Raw genomic sequence first — 16,542 nt, 5'->3', positions numbered from 1 at the left:
GGAGATTCGATGGGAAAGATGCGAACGCAGTCCGCTCCGTGGCGCGCTGCCGCGGTCCTCGCCAGCGTGCTGCTGGTCGGCGGCGTGGCGGCCTGCGGCAACAGCGACACGGGCGGCGGCGGCACCACGGACGACGGCAAGATCACGATGGGCTTCTCCCAGGTCGGTGCGGAGAGCGGGTGGCGTACCGCGAACACCACCTCGATCAAGGAGGCCGCCGCGGCGGCCGGGATCGAGCTGAAGTTCGACGACGCTCAGCAGAAGCAGGAAAACCAGATCAAGGCGATCCGCAACTACATCCAGCAGAAGGTCGACGTCATCGCCTTCTCGCCGGTGGTGGAGTCCGGTTGGGACACCGTGCTCAAGGAGGCCAAGGACGCCGACATCCCGGTCATCCTGACCGACCGCTCGGTGGACTCGGCCGACAAGTCGCTGTACAAGACCTTCCTCGGCTCGGACTTCGTCAAGGAGGGCCGGCTCGCCGGTGAGTGGCTGGTCGAGCAGAAGAAGACCGCCTCGGGCCCGGTGAACATCGTCGAGCTGCAGGGCAACACCGGTGCGGCGCCGGCGAACGATCGCAAGAAGGGCTTCGGTGAGGCGATCGCCGCCAACCCGAACCTGAAGATCATCGCTTCCCAGCCGGGTGACTTCACCCGGGCCGGCGGCAAGCAGGTCATGGAGCAGTTCCTCAAGGCCAACAAGAAGATCGACGTGTTGTTCGCGCACAACGACGACATGGGTCTGGGCGCGCTCGAGGCGATCAACGCCGCCGGCAAGGTGCCCGGCAAGGACATCACCATCATCACCGTCGACGCCGTCAAGGACGGCATGCAGGCTCTCGCCGACGGGAAGTTCAACTTCATCGCGGAGTGCAGCCCGCTGCTCGGCCCGCAGCTGATGGACCTGGCCAAGAAGGTCCACGCGGGCGAGGAGGTGCCGCCTCGGATCGAGACCGAGGAGACCACCTTCACGACCGAGCAGGCCAAGGAAGCTCTGCCCAACCGTAAGTACTGATCGACGACGGGGTCGCCGCGTTCGCGTGGCGGCCCCGCCGCGTCGCTTCCCTACCCGAAACGGACCGGGCTTGGCCCGCGACGACCTCCGAACCACGCCCGCCCGAGCGGCCCCCCAGGGACGACCGGGCGGGCGTGGCGGGAGCGTAGCGGCCCTTCCGTGTCGACAACCCAGAAGAGGTCTGATGGGATGACGGATAGCCGTCCGGTCCTGACGATGACCGGGATCAGCAAGTCCTTCCCCGGGGTGCGCGCACTCCACGACGTCAACTTCCGGCTCTTTCCCGGCGAGGTGCACGCCCTGATGGGCGAGAACGGCGCCGGCAAATCCACCCTCATCAAGGTGCTCACCGGCGTCTACGACACCGATGAGGGCGCGATCACCCTCGACGGCGAGCCAGTGTCGTTCACCGGGCCGATGCAGGCGACCGCCGCCGGTGTGAGCACCGTTTTCCAGGAAGTCAACCTCTGCACCAACCTCTCGGTGGCGGAGAACATCTTCATCGGCCGTGAGCCTCGGGTCTTCGGCGCCGTCCGCTGGGGTGAGGTCCGCCGCCGCGCCCGAGCCCTGCTGGCCCGCCTCGACCTCGACCTCGACGTCAGCGCGCCACTCGGCTCGTACTCGCTCGCGATCCAGCAGATGGTCGCCATCGCCCGCGCCATCGACATCAAGGCCCGGGTGCTGATCCTGGACGAGCCGACGTCCAGCCTCGACGCCGGCGAGGTGGCGCAGCTGTTCCGCATCATGCGGCAACTGCGCGACGAGGGCATCGCGATCCTGTTCGTGACCCACTTCCTCGACCAGGTCTACGAGATCGCCGACCGGATCACGGTGCTGCGCAACGGCGGGCTCGTCGGTGAGTACCTCACCACCGAGCTGCCCCAGCTCTCCCTGGTCGAGAAGATGATCGGCAAGGAGCTCGACGTCCTGGAGGGCATCGAGGAGCACTCCCGGCGGGACCTGGCCGCGCTGGAGGAGGGCACCCCCCTGGTGGCGGTGTCGAACTTCGGTCGGGCGGGTGCTGTCGAGCCGTTCAGCCTCACCATCCACGCCGGCGAGGTGGTGGGCCTGGCCGGCCTGCTGGGCTCGGGGCGTACCGAGGTCGCGCGGTTGCTGTTCGGCGCCGACCGGACCGACGGCGGCCAGGTCGCGATCGACGGCACGGCGAGCAGCCTGCGCACCCCCGCGCAGGCCATCGACCACGGCGTGGGCTTCTGTTCGGAGAACCGCCGGGCCGAGGGGATCGTCGCGGACCTGTCGGTCCGCGAGAACATGATCCTCGCCATGCAGGCGGCCCGCGGCTGGCTGCGGCCCATTCCGCGTCGTCGCCAGGACGAGCTGGTCGACAAGTACGTCAAGGCCCTCAACATCCGGCCCGCCGACCCGGAGGTGCCGGTACGCAACCTCTCCGGCGGTAACCAGCAGAAGGTGCTGCTGGCCCGGTGGCTGATCACCGAGCCGCGACTGCTGATCCTCGACGAGCCCACCCGGGGCATCGACATCGGGGCGAAGACCGAGATCCAGAAGCTCGTGACGCAGCTGTCCGACGGTGGCATGGCGGTGCTGTTCATCTCCGCCGAGCTGGAGGAGGTGCTGCGCCTCAGCCACAAGGTGGCCGTCATGCGGGACCGGCAGATGGTCGCGCAGCTCGCCAACGACGAGAGCCTGGACGCCGACCGCATCATGCAGACCATCGCCAGCGGATCCCACCGGGAGGAGGCAGACCGATGAACGACACCACGAGCCGCTATCGGACGATGATCGGTCACCGGCTGTTCTGGCCCGCCGCCGTGCTGTTCGTCATGCTCGCCGCGAACACGATCTACCGGCCCGGGTTCCTGTCCATCGAGCTCAAGGACGGGCACCTGTACGGCACGCCGATCGACATCCTGCGGCTGAGCGCACCGCTGATCCTCGTCGCGCTGGGCATGACCCTGGTCATCTCCACCGGCGGCATCGACCTGTCGGTGGGCTCGCTCTGCGCGATCAGCGGCGCGATCGCCTGCATGTACATCAGCAAGCAGCCCGACCAGAACAGCCTTGGCGTGGTGGTGACCGCCCTCGCCTTGGCGATGGGCGTCTCGCTGGTGCTCGGCGCCTGGAACGGGGTGCTGGTGGCCGTGATCGGGATTCAACCGATCATCGCCACCCTGATCCTGATGGTCGCCGGCCGGGGTCTCGCCCAGCTGATCACCGAGGGTCAGATCATCACCATCAACTCCGAGCCGTACCGGGCGATCGGCCTGGGCCACGCGTTGACCCTGCCGCTGGCCATCTTCATCGCGCTCGCCGCGGCCCTGCTGGTCGCCGCGTTCACCCGTCGCACCGCACTCGGCATGATCATCGAGTCGGTGGGCGGCAACGCCATGGCCAGCCGGCTCGCCGGCATCCGGTCCAGTCGGGTCATCTTCCTGGCGTACGTGATCAGCGCCGCCTGTGCCGCGGTCGCCGGTTTCATGATGACGGCCAACGTCTCCAGCGCCGACGGCAACGCCGCCGGCCTCTGGGTCGAGCTGGACGCGATCCTCGCGGTCGTCATCGGCGGTACGTCCCTCGCGGGCGGCCGGTTCTTCCTGAGTGGCACGATCATCGGCGCGCTGATCATCCAGACCCTGACCACCACCGTGTACGCCATGGACATCTCACCGCAGACCTCGCTGCTGTTCAAGGCGGTCGTCGTCATCGCCGTCTGCCTCATCCAGGCGCCGGCCTTCCGGGCCCGGTTCAGTCGACGTAGGCGTAACGTCCCGCCGCCCGCCACCATCGCCGACAAGCCGAAGGAGCAGGTGCCGGCATGACCACTGGAACGCTTACCGCCGGTCGTACCCGGTTCCGGCTGCCGAGGAAGCAGATACCGGTTCTGGCGACGCTCGCCCTGCTGCTGGTGATGTACGGCATCGGCGTCTCGCAGTACACGGCGTTCTCCAACGTCCAGGTCATCTTCAACGTCTTCATCGACAACGGCTTCCTGCTCGTCGTCGCGGTGGGCATGACCTTCGTGATCCTCACCGGTGGCATCGACCTGTCGGTCGGTTCGGTGGTCGCCATGACGGCGATGGTGTCGGCCGCTCTGCTGCAGGACGGCATGCCGGCGGCGCTGGTGCTGGTCATCGCCCTGCTCATCGGCCCGACGCTCGGCCTGTTGATGGGCTGCGTCATCCACTTCTTCGAGATCCAGCCGTTCATCGTCACGCTCGCCGGGATGTTCTTCGCCCGGGGCATGTGCACCTTCATCTCCGGCGCGTCGATCCCGATCACCGACGGGTTCTGGACCTCGATGTCGCAGGAGCGGATCGGGGACCCACGGGGCAACTTCGTGTCGATCAGCGTGCTGATCGCCTTCGTGGTGGTCGTCATCGCCGCGTACACGCTGGCCTACACCCGGTTGGGACGTAACGTGTACGCCATCGGCGGCAACCCGCAGTCGGCGCTGCTGATGGGCCTGCCGGTGGGACGGACCCGGATCGCCGTCTACACGATCAGTGGTCTGTGCTCGGCCATCGGCGGGATCCTGCTGTCCTTCTACACCCTCTCCGGCGCGCCGCTGATCGCGGTGGGGATGGAGCTGGACGTCATCGCCGCCGTCGTCATCGGTGGCACGGTGCTCACCGGCGGGGCGGGTTACGTCTTCGGCACGGTGCTCGGCGTGCTGGTTCTCGGCGTGATCCAGACTCTCATCACCTTCGACGGGAGCCTCAACTCCTGGTGGACCAAGATCGTGATTGGTGGTCTGCTCTTCGCGTTCATCCTCCTTCAGCGCCTCATCGGAATCCGTTACAAGTGACCGCCCCTCTCGCGGAAGGCAACTCCATGGCACCACACACCGAACCCGAGATCTGGTTCCTCACCGGCAGCCAAGGCATGTACGGCGAGGAGACGCTCCGCCAGGTGGCCGAGCAGTCTCGCCAGATCGCGGCGGCGCTCGACGACTCGCCGCAGATTCCCGCCCGCGTGGTCTGGAAGCCCGTCCTGACCAACAGTGGTGAGATTCTGCAGGTCTGCCGGGACGCCGCCGCTCAGGGTGCCGTCGGGGTCATCGCCTGGATGCACACGTTCTCACCGGCCAAGATGTGGATCTCCGGCCTGGACGCGTTGCAGACACCGCTGCTGCACCTGCACACCCAGGCCAACGTTCTGCTGCCGTGGAACGACATCGACATGGACTTCATGAACCTGAACCAGGCCGCCCACGGCGACCGTGAGTTCGGGTACATCCAGACGCGTCTCGGTGTGGCCCGTAAGACAGTGGCCGGGCACGTCAGCGACCCGCGGGTGACCACTCGGATCGGGGCGTGGGCCCGCGCCGCGCTGGGTTGGTCGGCGATGCGGTCGCTGCGCCTGGCCCGCTTCGGCGACAACATGCGCGACGTCGCGGTGACCGAGGGTGACAAGGTCGAGGCCGAGCTGCGGTTCGGGGTCTCGGTCAACACCTACGGCGTCAACGACCTGGTCGAGGTGGTCGGCGAGGTCACCGACGCGCAGGTGGACGACCTGGTCAAGGAGTACGAGGACACCTACCGCATCGTCAGCGAGCTGCTGCCCGGCGGCGAGCAGCACGACTCGCTGCGGTACGCCGCGCGGGTGGAGTTGGGTATGCGCGCCTTCCTGGACGCGGGCGGGTTCCGGGCCTTCACGACGAACTTCGAGGACCTCGGGGGGCTGCGTCAGCTGCCGGGCATCGCCGTGCAGCGGCTGATGGCGGACGGCTACGGCTTCGGCGGTGAGGGCGACTGGAAGACCTCGGTCCTGGTCCGCACCCTCAAGGCGATGTCGGTGGGCGTGAGCGGCGGCACGTCGTTCATGGAGGACTACACCTACGACCTCACTCCGGGCAACGAGTTGGTGCTCGGCGCCCACATGCTGGAGGTCTGCCCGACGATCGCCTCCGGCGTGCCCAACGTGGAGATCCATCCGCTGAGCATCGGTGGCCGGGAGGACCCGGTCCGGCTGGTGTTCGACGCCGCACCCGGTCCGGCAGTGGTGCTCGGGTTGTCCGACATGGGGGAGCGTTTCCGGCTGGTGGCCAACGAGATCGACGTGGTGGCGCCGCCGCAGCCGCTGCGCCGGTTGCCGGTTGCCCGTGCCGTCTGGCGTCCGCGCCCCGACCTGCCGGTCTCGGCCGAGGCGTGGATCACCGCGGGCGCCCCGCACCACACAGTGCTGTCTCAGGCGGTGGGCGTGGAGGAGCTGCACGACCTGGCGGAGATGAGCCGCACCGAGCTCGTCGTCATCGACGCCGCCACGGAGCCCCGCCGTTTCGCCGACGAGCTGCGCTGGAACCAGGCGTACTACCGGCTGGCCCGCGGCTTCTGATTCGCGCGGCCTGATCGTACGAAAAACGGGTGGTCCACCCCTGCCCGCAGGCAGGGGTGGACCACCCGTTCGCGTGTGCGCCAGCCGGGCCGCGAGGCGATTGTGTTACGCCTTGACTAACAGCATGTTATCGCTCACAGTCTATAACCAAGATGGTCGATGTCGTTGGCTGCTCCGGCCGCGCGCACGTCCTACCCCCGCGGTTTCGGCACCTCGTCACCGCAACGGTCGGGCGATCGGTGTTAGCGATCACATGGCCGGGCGTGGTCAGCTCGGTGCCCCGCCCGGTGCCGCGGACGCCGACCCAGACCGCACGGTTCGCGTCAGCAGAGGAGGATCATGCTTTCCATCGGTCGGGTTCCCCGGGGTGCGCCACGACGGCGCGGGTGGCTGTCGAGACTCGCCGTCGCCGCGATGGTGCTGGTGGTCGGTGGCGCGGCTGCGGCCGTCGCCTCGTCGCCCGCGTCAGCGGCCACCGTCGACACCAGCGCCTGGTACGTGTTGGTGAACCGCAACAGTGGCAAGGCCGTGGACGTGTACAACCTGGCCACGAACGACGGTGCGCGGATCACCCAGTGGACGCGTAACAACGGCAACCAGCAGCAGTGGCAGTTCGTGGACTCCGGAGGCGGCTACTACCGACTCAAGTCGAGGTTGTCGAGCAAGGTGCTGGACGTCTCCGGCCGCTCGACCGCCAACGGCGCCAGCGTCGTGCAGTGGAGCGACCTCAACGGCACCAACCAGCAGTTCCGGCTGGCCGACTCGGACGGCGGGTACGTCCGGTTGATCAACCGGAACAGCAACAAGGTGATGGAGGTGCAGGGCGCCTCGACCGCCGACGGCGGCAACATCGTGCAGTACGACGACTGGAACGGCACCAACCAGCAGTGGCAGCTCGTCCGCGTCGACGGCGGGACCGACCCCACGACGCCGCCCCCGTCCAACGGCACGTACCCGAACCCGGTGGTCTGGCAGGACTTCGCCGACGTCGACATCATCCGGGTGGACAACGCCTACTACATGTCGGCGTCCACCATGCACTACTCGCCTGGCGCGCCGGTCCTGCGCTCGTACGACCTGGTGAACTGGGAGTTCGCCGGTCACTCGGTGCCCCGACTCGACTTCGGGTCGAAGTACGACATGAGCGGTGGTAACGCCTACGTCGACGGCATCTGGGCGTCGACGCTGAACTACCGGCCGAGCAACCGGACGTACTACTGGGCCGGGTGCATCGACTTCGCGCAGACCCACATCTACACCGCGTCCGCCGTCGACGGCGCCTGGAGCAAGCACACCACCATCCCCAACTGCTACTACGACGCGGGGATGCTGATCGACGACAACGACACCATGTACGTGGCGTACGGCAACGGCACCATCAGCGTGGCGCAGCTGTCCGCGGACGGAAAGTCCCAGGTTCGTGCCCAGCAGGTGTACACCACGCCGTCGAGCATCGGAACGCTGGAGGGCGCGCGCTTCTACAAGCGCAACGGCGCCTACTACATCTGGCTCACCCGCCCGGCCAACGGCCAGTACGTGCTGAAGTCGACGAACGGCCCGTTCGGCCCGTACGAGCAGCGGCAGGTGCTGCTCAACCTGCCCGGCCCGATCTCCGGTGGCGGTGTGCCGCACCAGGGTGGGCTGGTGCAGACCCAGAACGGCGACTGGTACTACATGTCCTTCGTCGACGCGTACCCCGGTGGTCGGATGCCGGCCATGGCCCCGATCACCTGGACCGGCGACGGTTGGCCGGTGCTGCAGACGGTCAACGGCACGTGGGGCAGCTCGTACCCGAAGCCGAACCTGCCCGCGCCGCCCCGGGCGGTCAAGCCGCTCACCGGCGCCGACACCTTCGCCGGCACCACGCTCGGCCCGCAGTGGGAGTGGAACCACAACCCGGACAACAGCAAGTGGTCGGTCAACAACGGGCTGAACCTGCAGACCGCCACCGTCACCAGCGACCTTTACAAGGCGCGCAACACGCTGACCCACCGCATCCAGGGCCCCACCTCGACCGCGACGATCGAGTTGGACTACTCCACCATGCGCGACGGTGATCGCACCGGCCTGGCGGTGCTGCGCAACTCGTCGGCCTGGATCGGAGTCCGACGGGACAACGGGTCCACCCGACTGGTCATGCAGAACGGGCTGACGATGGACGGCAGCTGGAACACCACCAGCACCGGCAGCGAGGTGGCGAGCACCGCCGTCTCCGGTGGCCGGATCTGGTTGCGCGCCAACGCCGACATCAGACCCGGCTCCGGCCGACAGGCCCGTTTCTCGTACAGCACCGACGGGGTCAACTTCACCTCGTTCGGCAACGCCCTGACGCTGGCGAACAACTGGCAGTTCTTCATGGGCTACCGGTTCGCCATCTTCAACCACGCGACGCAGGCGCTCGGTGGCGCGGTCACCGTGCGGCGCTTCGACCTGACCACTCCGTGACGCCGGTCACACGACGATCGCTCTGACCGGTGGCGCTGGCGACGCAGCCCTGGCGGCATGTGAAGTCCGCGCCACCGCGTCAGATCCTCGCCGGCCTGTTCCACGCTCTGTCCAGGAGCGAGGGCAGGCCGGCGTACCACATCAGGACCGTGCCTCGTACCTGTTGGTTGGCGAGTCCGGACGGGCACGGCGTTGTACGGCTTCGGCACGTCGAGCGGTCCCCACACGGGCGTGCCGTGTTCGGGGCCGTTGCTGGCGTAGACTGTCGGCGATCCAGCGCTGGTCACCTGGGATTCAGCACCGGCGTGGTGACTGAGCGAGGGGGATCGGGCCGGGCCGCTCCAGTCGACGTCGACGGGCTGCGGGCCGGAGATGTAGCGGGGGGAGTGAAATGGCCGTCCACGGTCCCGCGATGACGGACGTTGCTCGTCTCGCCGGTGTCTCCCATCAGACGGTGTCGCGGGTGCTCAACGGGCACCCCAACGTCCGTGAGCAGACCCGGCTTCGGGTTCGCGCGGCGATCGCCGAACTCGGCTACCGCCCCAACGGCGCGGCACGCGCCCTGGTGACCGGTCGATCACAGGTCATCGGTGTGGTCGCGCAGAACACGACGCTCTACGGTCCGGCCTCGCTGCTGGCCGCGTTGGAGCAGACCGCCGCCGAAGAGGGCTTCGCGGTCAGCGTCGGCAGCGTGCGAAACCTGGACCACCGCTCCATCTCGGCGGCCGTCGAGCGGCACCTGTCGCACCGGGTCGCCGGCATCGTGGTCATCGCCCCGGTCGAGTCGGCCGGTGAGGCGCTGGAGCGCCTGCCCAAGGATGTCCCGCTGGTCACTGTCGACGGTGACCCGAGCCGGCCGGTGCCGCTGGTGACTGTCGACCAGGTGGCGGGCGCCCGGGCGGCGACGCAACATCTGCTCGACGCCGGGCACCGCACCGTCTGGCACGTCTCCGGGCCGACCGACTGGTTCGACAGCGTGGGTCGGATCGACGGCTGGCGGCAGGCGTTGCTGGCCGCCGGTCTGGATCCGCCGCCGCCGATGCCGGGGGACTGGTCAGCGGCGTCGGGTTACCGGTGCGGGCAGATGTTGGCGCGGATGCCGGAGGTTACCGCCGTCTTCACCGCCAACGACCATCTCGCGCTGGGCGTGCTGCGGGCGCTGCACGAGTTCGGTCGACGGGTGCCGCACGAGATCAGCGTGGTCGGCTTCGACGACGTGCCGGAGGCGGCGTACTTCATTCCGCCGCTGACCACGGTTCGACCGGACTTCGACGCGGTGGCGCGAGCGAGCCTGCAGATGCTGCTGTCCCAGATCGAGTCGGGCACCGGTGGGGCGCTGCGGCAGACCATCGCCCCCGCTCTGGTCGCCCGCGAGAGCGTCGCTCCACCTCGTCACTGACGGTCGGGCCAACCGGAGGTCGCCCCGCGTGGTGCGGCCCCGCCAGGGTGCACGCGCGTGGGGGTCCGCGTCAGCGCGTGCCAATTCTTGGCTTCCTCGCCGGATAAGACGCGACTCGATGCGTTGCTCAGCGTGACCAATCGATGTCGAGCGATACGGCGCGGTGGAGGTATTGAACCTCGTGAAATGTCGCCGTAACATGATGGGCGTCTCTGTTAACGCTAACAAAAATTGGCGTCCAACTATCGGCGTGCCGACCAGAGATCGTAATCACGGGCGGGCGTCACCGACAAGGAGGCTCGATGAACCGCAATACCCGAGGTCGTCGCTGGGGGAGCGCACTGGCGGCCGGAATTCTGCTCGCCGGCGCCCTGGTCGGCCTTCGCGCGCCGACCGCGCAGGCACTGGACAACGGCGTGGCGCGCACTCCACCCATGGGTTGGAATTCGTGGAACCAGTTCGGCTGCAACATCAACGAGGCGCTGATCCGGCAGACGGCGGATGCGATCGTCAGCACCGGCATGCGGGACCTGGGCTACAACTACGTCGTGGTCGACGACTGCTGGTTCAACCCCAACCGGGACAGCTCCGGCAACATCCAGGGCGACCCCGGCCGGTTCCCCAGCGGGATGAAGGCGCTCGGCGACTACCTGCACGCCCGGAACCTGAAGTTCGGCCTCTACCAGGTGCCGGTCGACAAGACCTGCGCGCAGTACTTCGGCGCCTACCCCGGGGCGACCGGCAGTCGGGGCCACGAGGTGCAGGACGCACGGCAGTTCGCCGCCTGGGGCGTCGACTTCCTCAAGTACGACTGGTGCTCGCCGGAGGGCAGCATCAACGACCAGGTGGCCACCTTCGCCAAGATGCGTGACGCGCTGGCCGCCACCGGTCGACCGATCGTCTACAGCATCAACCCGAACAGTATCCACGCCAAGACCGGCCCCCAGCGCAACTGGGGCGACGTGGCGAACATGTGGCGCACCACCGAGGACATCACCAACGCCTGGGACACCGGCCAGACCAACGGCTACCCGATGGGCATCCAGAACATCATCAACGTGACCGTTCCGCTGGCGTCCTACGCGAGACCGGGTGGGTTCAACGACCCCGACATGATGGAGATCGGCCGCGGCGGCATGAACGACACGGAGATGCGCAGCCACTTCGCGATGTGGGCGATCATGGCGTCTCCGCTGATCGCCGGCAACGACGTGCGGAACATGAACGCCGCCACGCAGGCGATCCTCAAGAACGCCAACCTGATCGCGATCAACCAGGACTCGCTCGGTTTGCAGGGGACCCAGGTGTCGTTCGACGGCACGCGTCGGGTGCTGGCCAAGCGGCTCGCCAATGGTGACATCGCCGTCGCCCTCTTCAACCAGGGCGGCTCGACGACGACGATCTCGACCACGGCCGCGGCCATCGGCAAGTCCGGCTCGTCGTTCACGCTGGTGGACGCGTGGACCGGTGGCACCAGCACCAGCAGCGGGACCATCAGCGCCAGCGTCCCCGCGCACGGCACTGTGGTGTACCGGGTCAGCGGTGGCGGGACGACTCCTCCGACGACGCCGCCGCCGACCACGTCGAGCGCGTACGCCAGCGCCGCCTCCGGCCGCTGCCTCGACGTGCCGAACAGCAACACGGCCAACGGCACGCAGCCGGTCATCTGGGACTGCAACGGCGCCGCCAACCAGCGCTGGACCAGCAGCGGCCAGACCCTGCAGGCCCTCGGCAAGTGCCTGGACGCGCCGCCGAACGCCGCGGCCGGCGCCAAGGTGCAGATCTGGGACTGCAACGGCGGGACCAACCAGCAGTGGACGGTCAACGCCAACGGCACGATCAGCAACAACCAGTCGGGGCTCTGCCTGGACGTCAACGCCAACGCCACTGCCAACGGCACCACGGTGATCCTCTGGACCTGCACCGCGGCGGCGAACCAGCGGTGGTCGCAGCGGTAGCCGACCGGGTCGGTCGACCGCCGAGGTCGCGGCGACCCACCTGATCCGGCGATAGTGCCGATGCCCGCGGACGACAGACGTCGTCCGCGGGCATCGGTCTGTAGAGTGCTGCGGACGACCACGCTGAGTCGCCGCGTCCTGCCCTTCCGGCGGATCGGCCACATGGCTACGCTCGCCTGGATGCTCCGTTACGAGACCGTGACACCGGTATTTCGGATCTGGTGTTGACGCAGTCTATGTGAGCGCTAACACTACCCGAAAGATGACAGTTGGCCCCGGCAGTCGGCGGGGGAGTCCAGAGAGGAGAAGCCCGTGGGCAGGAAATTCCTGGTTGCTCTCGGCGGCGCGGCACTCGCGCTGAGTTTGGCGGCGTGCAGCGGCGGGGGTGCGGGCAGCGGTGAGAAGTCCGGCGACGAGAAGCCGAGCGATTTGACGATCGGTGTGTCGATGCCGACCCAGACCTCGGAGCGGTGGATCGCCGACGGCAACGCGGTGAAGTCGAAGCTGGAGGCCAAGGGCTACAAGGTCGACCTCCAGTACGCCGGCGACGACATCCCCACGCAGTCGCAGCAGGTCGACCAGATGATCACCCAGGGTGCCGATGTTCTGGTCCTCGCGGCGATCGACGGCACCGCGCTCAGCAGCCAGCTGCAGGCCGCCGCGGCCGCGAAGATCCCGGTCATCTCCTACGACCGACTGATCCGTGGCAGCAAGGACGTCGACTTCTACGTCAGCTTCGACAACTACAAGGTTGGCGTCGCCCAGGGCACCGCGCTGCTCGTCGGTCTCGGCCTGCTGAACAAGGACGGCTCGAAGGGCACGGCCAAGGGGCCGCTGAACGTCGAGCTCTTCGCCGGATCGCTGGATGACAACAACACCCAGTACTTCTTCGGCGGCGCGATGGACACGCTGAAGCCGTTCATCGAGAACGGCACGCTGGTCGTCAAGTCCAAGCAGACCACCCCCGAGCAGGTAGCCATCCTGCGGTGGCAGCAGGAGACCGCGCAGAAGCGGATGGAGAACCTGCTCACCTCCAGCTACAACGACGGCTCGAAGGTCGACGGGGTGCTCTCGCCGTACGACGGCATCTCCCGCGGCATCATCACCGCCCTGCAGAACGCCGGCTACGGCAAGGGCGCGAAGAAGCTCCCGGTGGTGACCGGCCAGGACGCGGAGATCGCCTCGATCAAGCTGATCAACGACGGCGTACAGAGCTCCACGGTCTTCAAGGACACCCGGCTGCTGGCCGAGCAGGCCGTGAACGCGGCCGAGGCGTTCCTGCAGAAGAAGCAGCCGCAGGCCAACGACACCCAGACGTACAACAACGGCGTCAAGGTAGTCCCGGCGTACCTGCTGCCGATCGCGACGGTCTACAAGGACGACATCAAGGCGACGCTGATCGACTCCGGCTACTGGACGGCGGAAGAGGTCGCCGCCGGTCAGGCCAAGAAGTAAGCCACTCGTCGGGCCCGGCGGTCACCCGCCGGGCCCGACCCCTGGGCGCGTACACGTCCAGACCTGACGGAGGACAGTGACAATGGACGACACCATCCTCGAGATGCGTCGCATCACCAAGACCTTCCCCGGCGTGACCGCGCTGGAGGACGTCACCCTCGCAGTGCGCCGCGGGGAGATCCACGCCATCTGTGGTGAGAACGGCGCCGGCAAGTCCACCCTGATGAAGGTGCTGTCCGGCGTCTACCCGTCCGGCTCGTACGACGGCGAGATCCTCTTCGACGGCAAGCCGATGCAGTTCCGTGGCATCCGCGACAGCGAGGCCAACGGCATCGTCATCATCCACCAGGAGCTCGCCCTGGTGCCGTACCTGTCGATCGCGGAGAACATCTTCCTCGGCAACGAGCGGCGCGGCCGCAGCGGGCTCATCGACTGGAACTTCGCCAACGCCGAGGCGGCGAAGCTGTTGGCGTCCGTCGGGCTGCACGAGAACCCGGTCACCCCGGTCATCCAGCTCGGCGTCGGCAAGCAACAGCTCGTGGAGATCGCCAAGGCGCTGTCGAAGAAGGTGCGCCTGCTCATCCTGGACGAGCCGACGGCCGCGCTCAACGACATCGACTCGGCGCACCTGCTCGACCTGTTGCGGGCCCTCAAGGAGCAGGGCATCACCTGCATCATGATCTCGCACAAGCTCAACGAGATCACCGCCATCGCCGACTCGACCACCGTCATCCGCGACGGGCGCGCCGTGGAGACCCTCGACATGCGGTCGGACGAGGTGACCCAGCATCGGATCATCCGGGGCATGGTCGGGCGCGACCTGGACAGCTTCTACCCCGACCGCGAGTCGTCCCCCGGTGACGAGGTCCTGCGCATCGAGGACTGGACGGTGCGTCACCCGGTCCAGGACCGGATGGTCGTCGAGGGCGTCGGGCTGTCCGTACGCGCCGGCGAGGTCGTCGGCATCGCGGGCCTCATGGGGGCCGGGCGGACCGAGCTGGCCATGAGCGTGTTCGGTCGGTCCTACGGGCGCGACATCCGGGGCCGACTCTTCGTCCACGGCCGGGAGGTGCAGGCACGCACCGTCGCCGAGGCGATCGACAACGGCATCGCCTACGTCACCGAGGACCGCAAGCGCTACGGCCTCAACCTCATCGACGACGTGCGGCGCAACGTGTCCGCCGCCGCGTTGGACCGGCTGTCCCGCCTGGGCTGGGTGAACGGCAACGAGGAGATCAAGGTTGCCGAGGCGAGCCGCAAGGAGATGAACATCCGGACGCCGAGCGTCATGGCGGTGGTCGGCAAGCTCTCCGGCGGCAACCAGCAGAAGGTCGTGCTGTCGAAGTGGCTGTTCACCGACCCGGACGTGCTGATCCTCGACGAGCCCACCCGCGGGATCGACGTCGGCGCCAAGTACGAGATCTACACGATCATCAACCGGCTGGTGGCCGCCGGTAAGGCGGTGATCGTCATCTCCTCCGAGCTGCCGGAGCTGCTCGGAATGTGCGACCGCATCTATACCCTCGCCGCCGGCCGGATCACCGGCGAGATGCCGGTGGCCGAGGCGACTCAGGAGAGCCTCATGGAGCTGATGACCAAGGACAAGGAGCTCGTCGGATGACCAGCATCAAGACCCCTTCGACGGAGCGCCCCACGCCCCCGGACAGCACGCCCGGCGCCGCCCTGCACAGCGGGACGAGCGACCTGCGGGCGCTGGTGTTGAACAACCTGCGGCAGAGCGGGATCTACGTCGCCCTGGTCGTCATCGTCGCGCTCTTCGCGGTCCTGACCGACGGGGTGTTGCTGAGCCCCGGCAACATCACCAACATCGTCCTCCAGTACTCGTACATCCTGGTCCTCGCGATCGGGATGGTCATCCTGATCATCGGCGGGCACATCGACCTGTCGGTCGGATCGGTCGTCGCGCTCACCGGAGCGGTCTCCGCCGTCCTGGTGATTCAGCAGGGTCACCCCTGGTGGATCGGCGTCGTGGCCGCGCTGGTCGTCGGCGTCGCGGTCGGCGCGTGGCACGGGTTCTGGGTGGCGTACGCCGGCATTCCGGCCTTCATCGTGACCCTGGCCGGCATGCTGTTGTTCCGGGGTCTGACCCTGCGGGTGCTCGACAACATCTCGCTGTCGCCGTTCCCGTCCGAGTACCAGCAGGTCGCGGCGGGCTTCCTCAACGGCCTGCTCGGTGGGCAGGGCTTCGACGCCTTCACACTGCTGATCGGCGCCATCGCCGTGGCCGGCTACGCGGTCAGCGGCTTCCGCACCCGCGTGGCGCGGATCCGCTACCAGCAGCCCGTCGAGTCGTTCCCGCTCTTCGTCGCCCGGGTCGTGCTGATCGGCGCGGTCCTCATGTACTTCGCCTGGCAGCTGGCGCACGCCCGAGGGCTGCCGATCGTGCTGATCATCCTGGCGGTCCTGGTGCTGGTCTACGGCCTGCTCACCCGGCGTACCGTCTTCGGTCGCCAGGTCTACGCGATCGGCGGCAACCTGTCGGCGGCGGCGCTGTCCGGGGTGAAGGTCCGCACGGTCAACTTCTGGATGTTCGTCAACATGGGCTTCCTGGCGGCGGTGGCCGGCGTCATCTACTCGTCGCGGTCGAACGGCGCCCAGCCCGCCGCCGGCAACATGTTCGAGCTGGACGCGATCGCCGCGGCCTTCATCGGCGGCGCGGCGGTCACCGGTGGCGTGGGCACCGTGGTGGGCGCGATGGTCGGTGGTCTGATCATGGCGGTGATGAGCAACGGCATGCAGCTGATGGGCATCGACCAGTCGACCCAGTCGGTGGTGAAGGGTCTCGTCCTGCTCGTCGCTGTCGCCTTCGACGTCTACAACAAGCGTCGCGCCGGCACGGCCCGCTGACGCCCGGTCCGTACCCAGTTGGCCCCTGACCGCGCTGCGGTCAGGGGCCCCTTGCGTTCCCACCCGACTCCGCGATCTTGCACTTTGTGT

The 16,542-nt window shown here is 67.9% G+C and carries 11 protein-coding genes; all 11 read left to right on the top strand.

The genetic code is table 11. From position 1 onward, the window contains the following. Window positions 1-9: 9 nt before the first annotated feature. The 11 genes from KBX08_RS05975 to mmsB all read left to right on the top strand — a co-directional run bounded on the left by KBX08_RS05975 (window position 10) and on the right by mmsB (window position 16,452). The gene (locus tag KBX08_RS05975) at window positions 10-1,014 is read left to right on the top strand and encodes an ABC transporter substrate-binding protein (protein WP_374101928.1); all 1,005 of its coding nucleotides are present in this window, start codon (window positions 10-12) and stop codon (window positions 1,012-1,014) included. Window positions 1,015-1,203: 189 nt separating this feature from the next. After that, the gene (locus tag KBX08_RS05970; protein ID WP_210781564.1) at window positions 1,204-2,745 is read left to right on the top strand and encodes a sugar ABC transporter ATP-binding protein; all 1,542 of its coding nucleotides are present in this window, start codon (window positions 1,204-1,206) and stop codon (window positions 2,743-2,745) included. Then, entirely contained in the window at window positions 2,742-3,812 is a 1,071-nt protein-coding gene (locus tag KBX08_RS05965) for an ABC transporter permease (RefSeq protein WP_210781562.1), read from the top strand. Before KBX08_RS05970 ends, KBX08_RS05965 begins: the two co-directional genes overlap by 4 nt. After that, window positions 3,809-4,798, top strand: coding sequence for a galactofuranose ABC transporter, permease protein YjfF (yjfF, locus tag KBX08_RS05960; protein ID WP_210781560.1), 990 nt, complete (start codon window positions 3,809-3,811; stop codon window positions 4,796-4,798). Before KBX08_RS05965 ends, yjfF begins: the two co-directional genes overlap by 4 nt. A 26-nt stretch (window positions 4,799-4,824) precedes the next feature. Continuing rightward, on the top strand, window positions 4,825-6,327 hold the full coding sequence (gene araA / locus KBX08_RS05955; RefSeq protein WP_210781559.1) for an L-arabinose isomerase: 1,503 nt from the start codon (window positions 4,825-4,827) through the stop codon (window positions 6,325-6,327). Between the two features lie 339 nt (window positions 6,328-6,666). Next, window positions 6,667-8,772: a family 43 glycosylhydrolase gene (locus tag KBX08_RS05950; RefSeq protein ID WP_210781557.1), complete on the top strand. Its 2,106-nt coding sequence runs from the start codon at window positions 6,667-6,669 to the stop codon at window positions 8,770-8,772. 412 nt (window positions 8,773-9,184) lie between these two features. Next, entirely contained in the window at window positions 9,185-10,171 is a 987-nt protein-coding gene (locus tag KBX08_RS05945; RefSeq protein WP_210781556.1) for a LacI family DNA-binding transcriptional regulator, read from the top strand. Between the two features lie 302 nt (window positions 10,172-10,473). After that, window positions 10,474-12,129, top strand: coding sequence for a glycoside hydrolase family 27 protein (locus tag KBX08_RS05940; RefSeq protein ID WP_210781555.1), 1,656 nt, complete (start codon window positions 10,474-10,476; stop codon window positions 12,127-12,129). A 312-nt stretch (window positions 12,130-12,441) separates the two neighbouring features. Next, window positions 12,442-13,584 (top strand): multiple monosaccharide ABC transporter substrate-binding protein, encoded by a 1,143-nt coding sequence (chvE, locus tag KBX08_RS05935; protein ID WP_091401170.1) that lies wholly within the window; start codon window positions 12,442-12,444, stop codon window positions 13,582-13,584. 82 nt (window positions 13,585-13,666) lie between these two features. After that, on the top strand, window positions 13,667-15,205 hold the full coding sequence (gene mmsA, locus KBX08_RS05930; RefSeq protein ID WP_210781553.1) for a multiple monosaccharide ABC transporter ATP-binding protein: 1,539 nt from the start codon (window positions 13,667-13,669) through the stop codon (window positions 15,203-15,205). Further along, window positions 15,202-16,452 (top strand): multiple monosaccharide ABC transporter permease, encoded by a 1,251-nt coding sequence (mmsB, locus tag KBX08_RS05925; protein WP_210781552.1) that lies wholly within the window; start codon window positions 15,202-15,204, stop codon window positions 16,450-16,452. Before mmsA ends, mmsB begins: the two co-directional genes overlap by 4 nt. Window positions 16,453-16,542: the final 90 nt, after the last annotated feature.

This window comes from Micromonospora sp. H61 (assembly GCF_018070325.1).
Lineage (GTDB): Bacteria > Actinomycetota > Actinomycetes > Mycobacteriales > Micromonosporaceae > Micromonospora > Micromonospora salmantinae.
The sequence above is the reverse complement of the archived record's forward strand: the minus strand, read 5'-3'. Positions and strand labels throughout refer to the sequence as shown.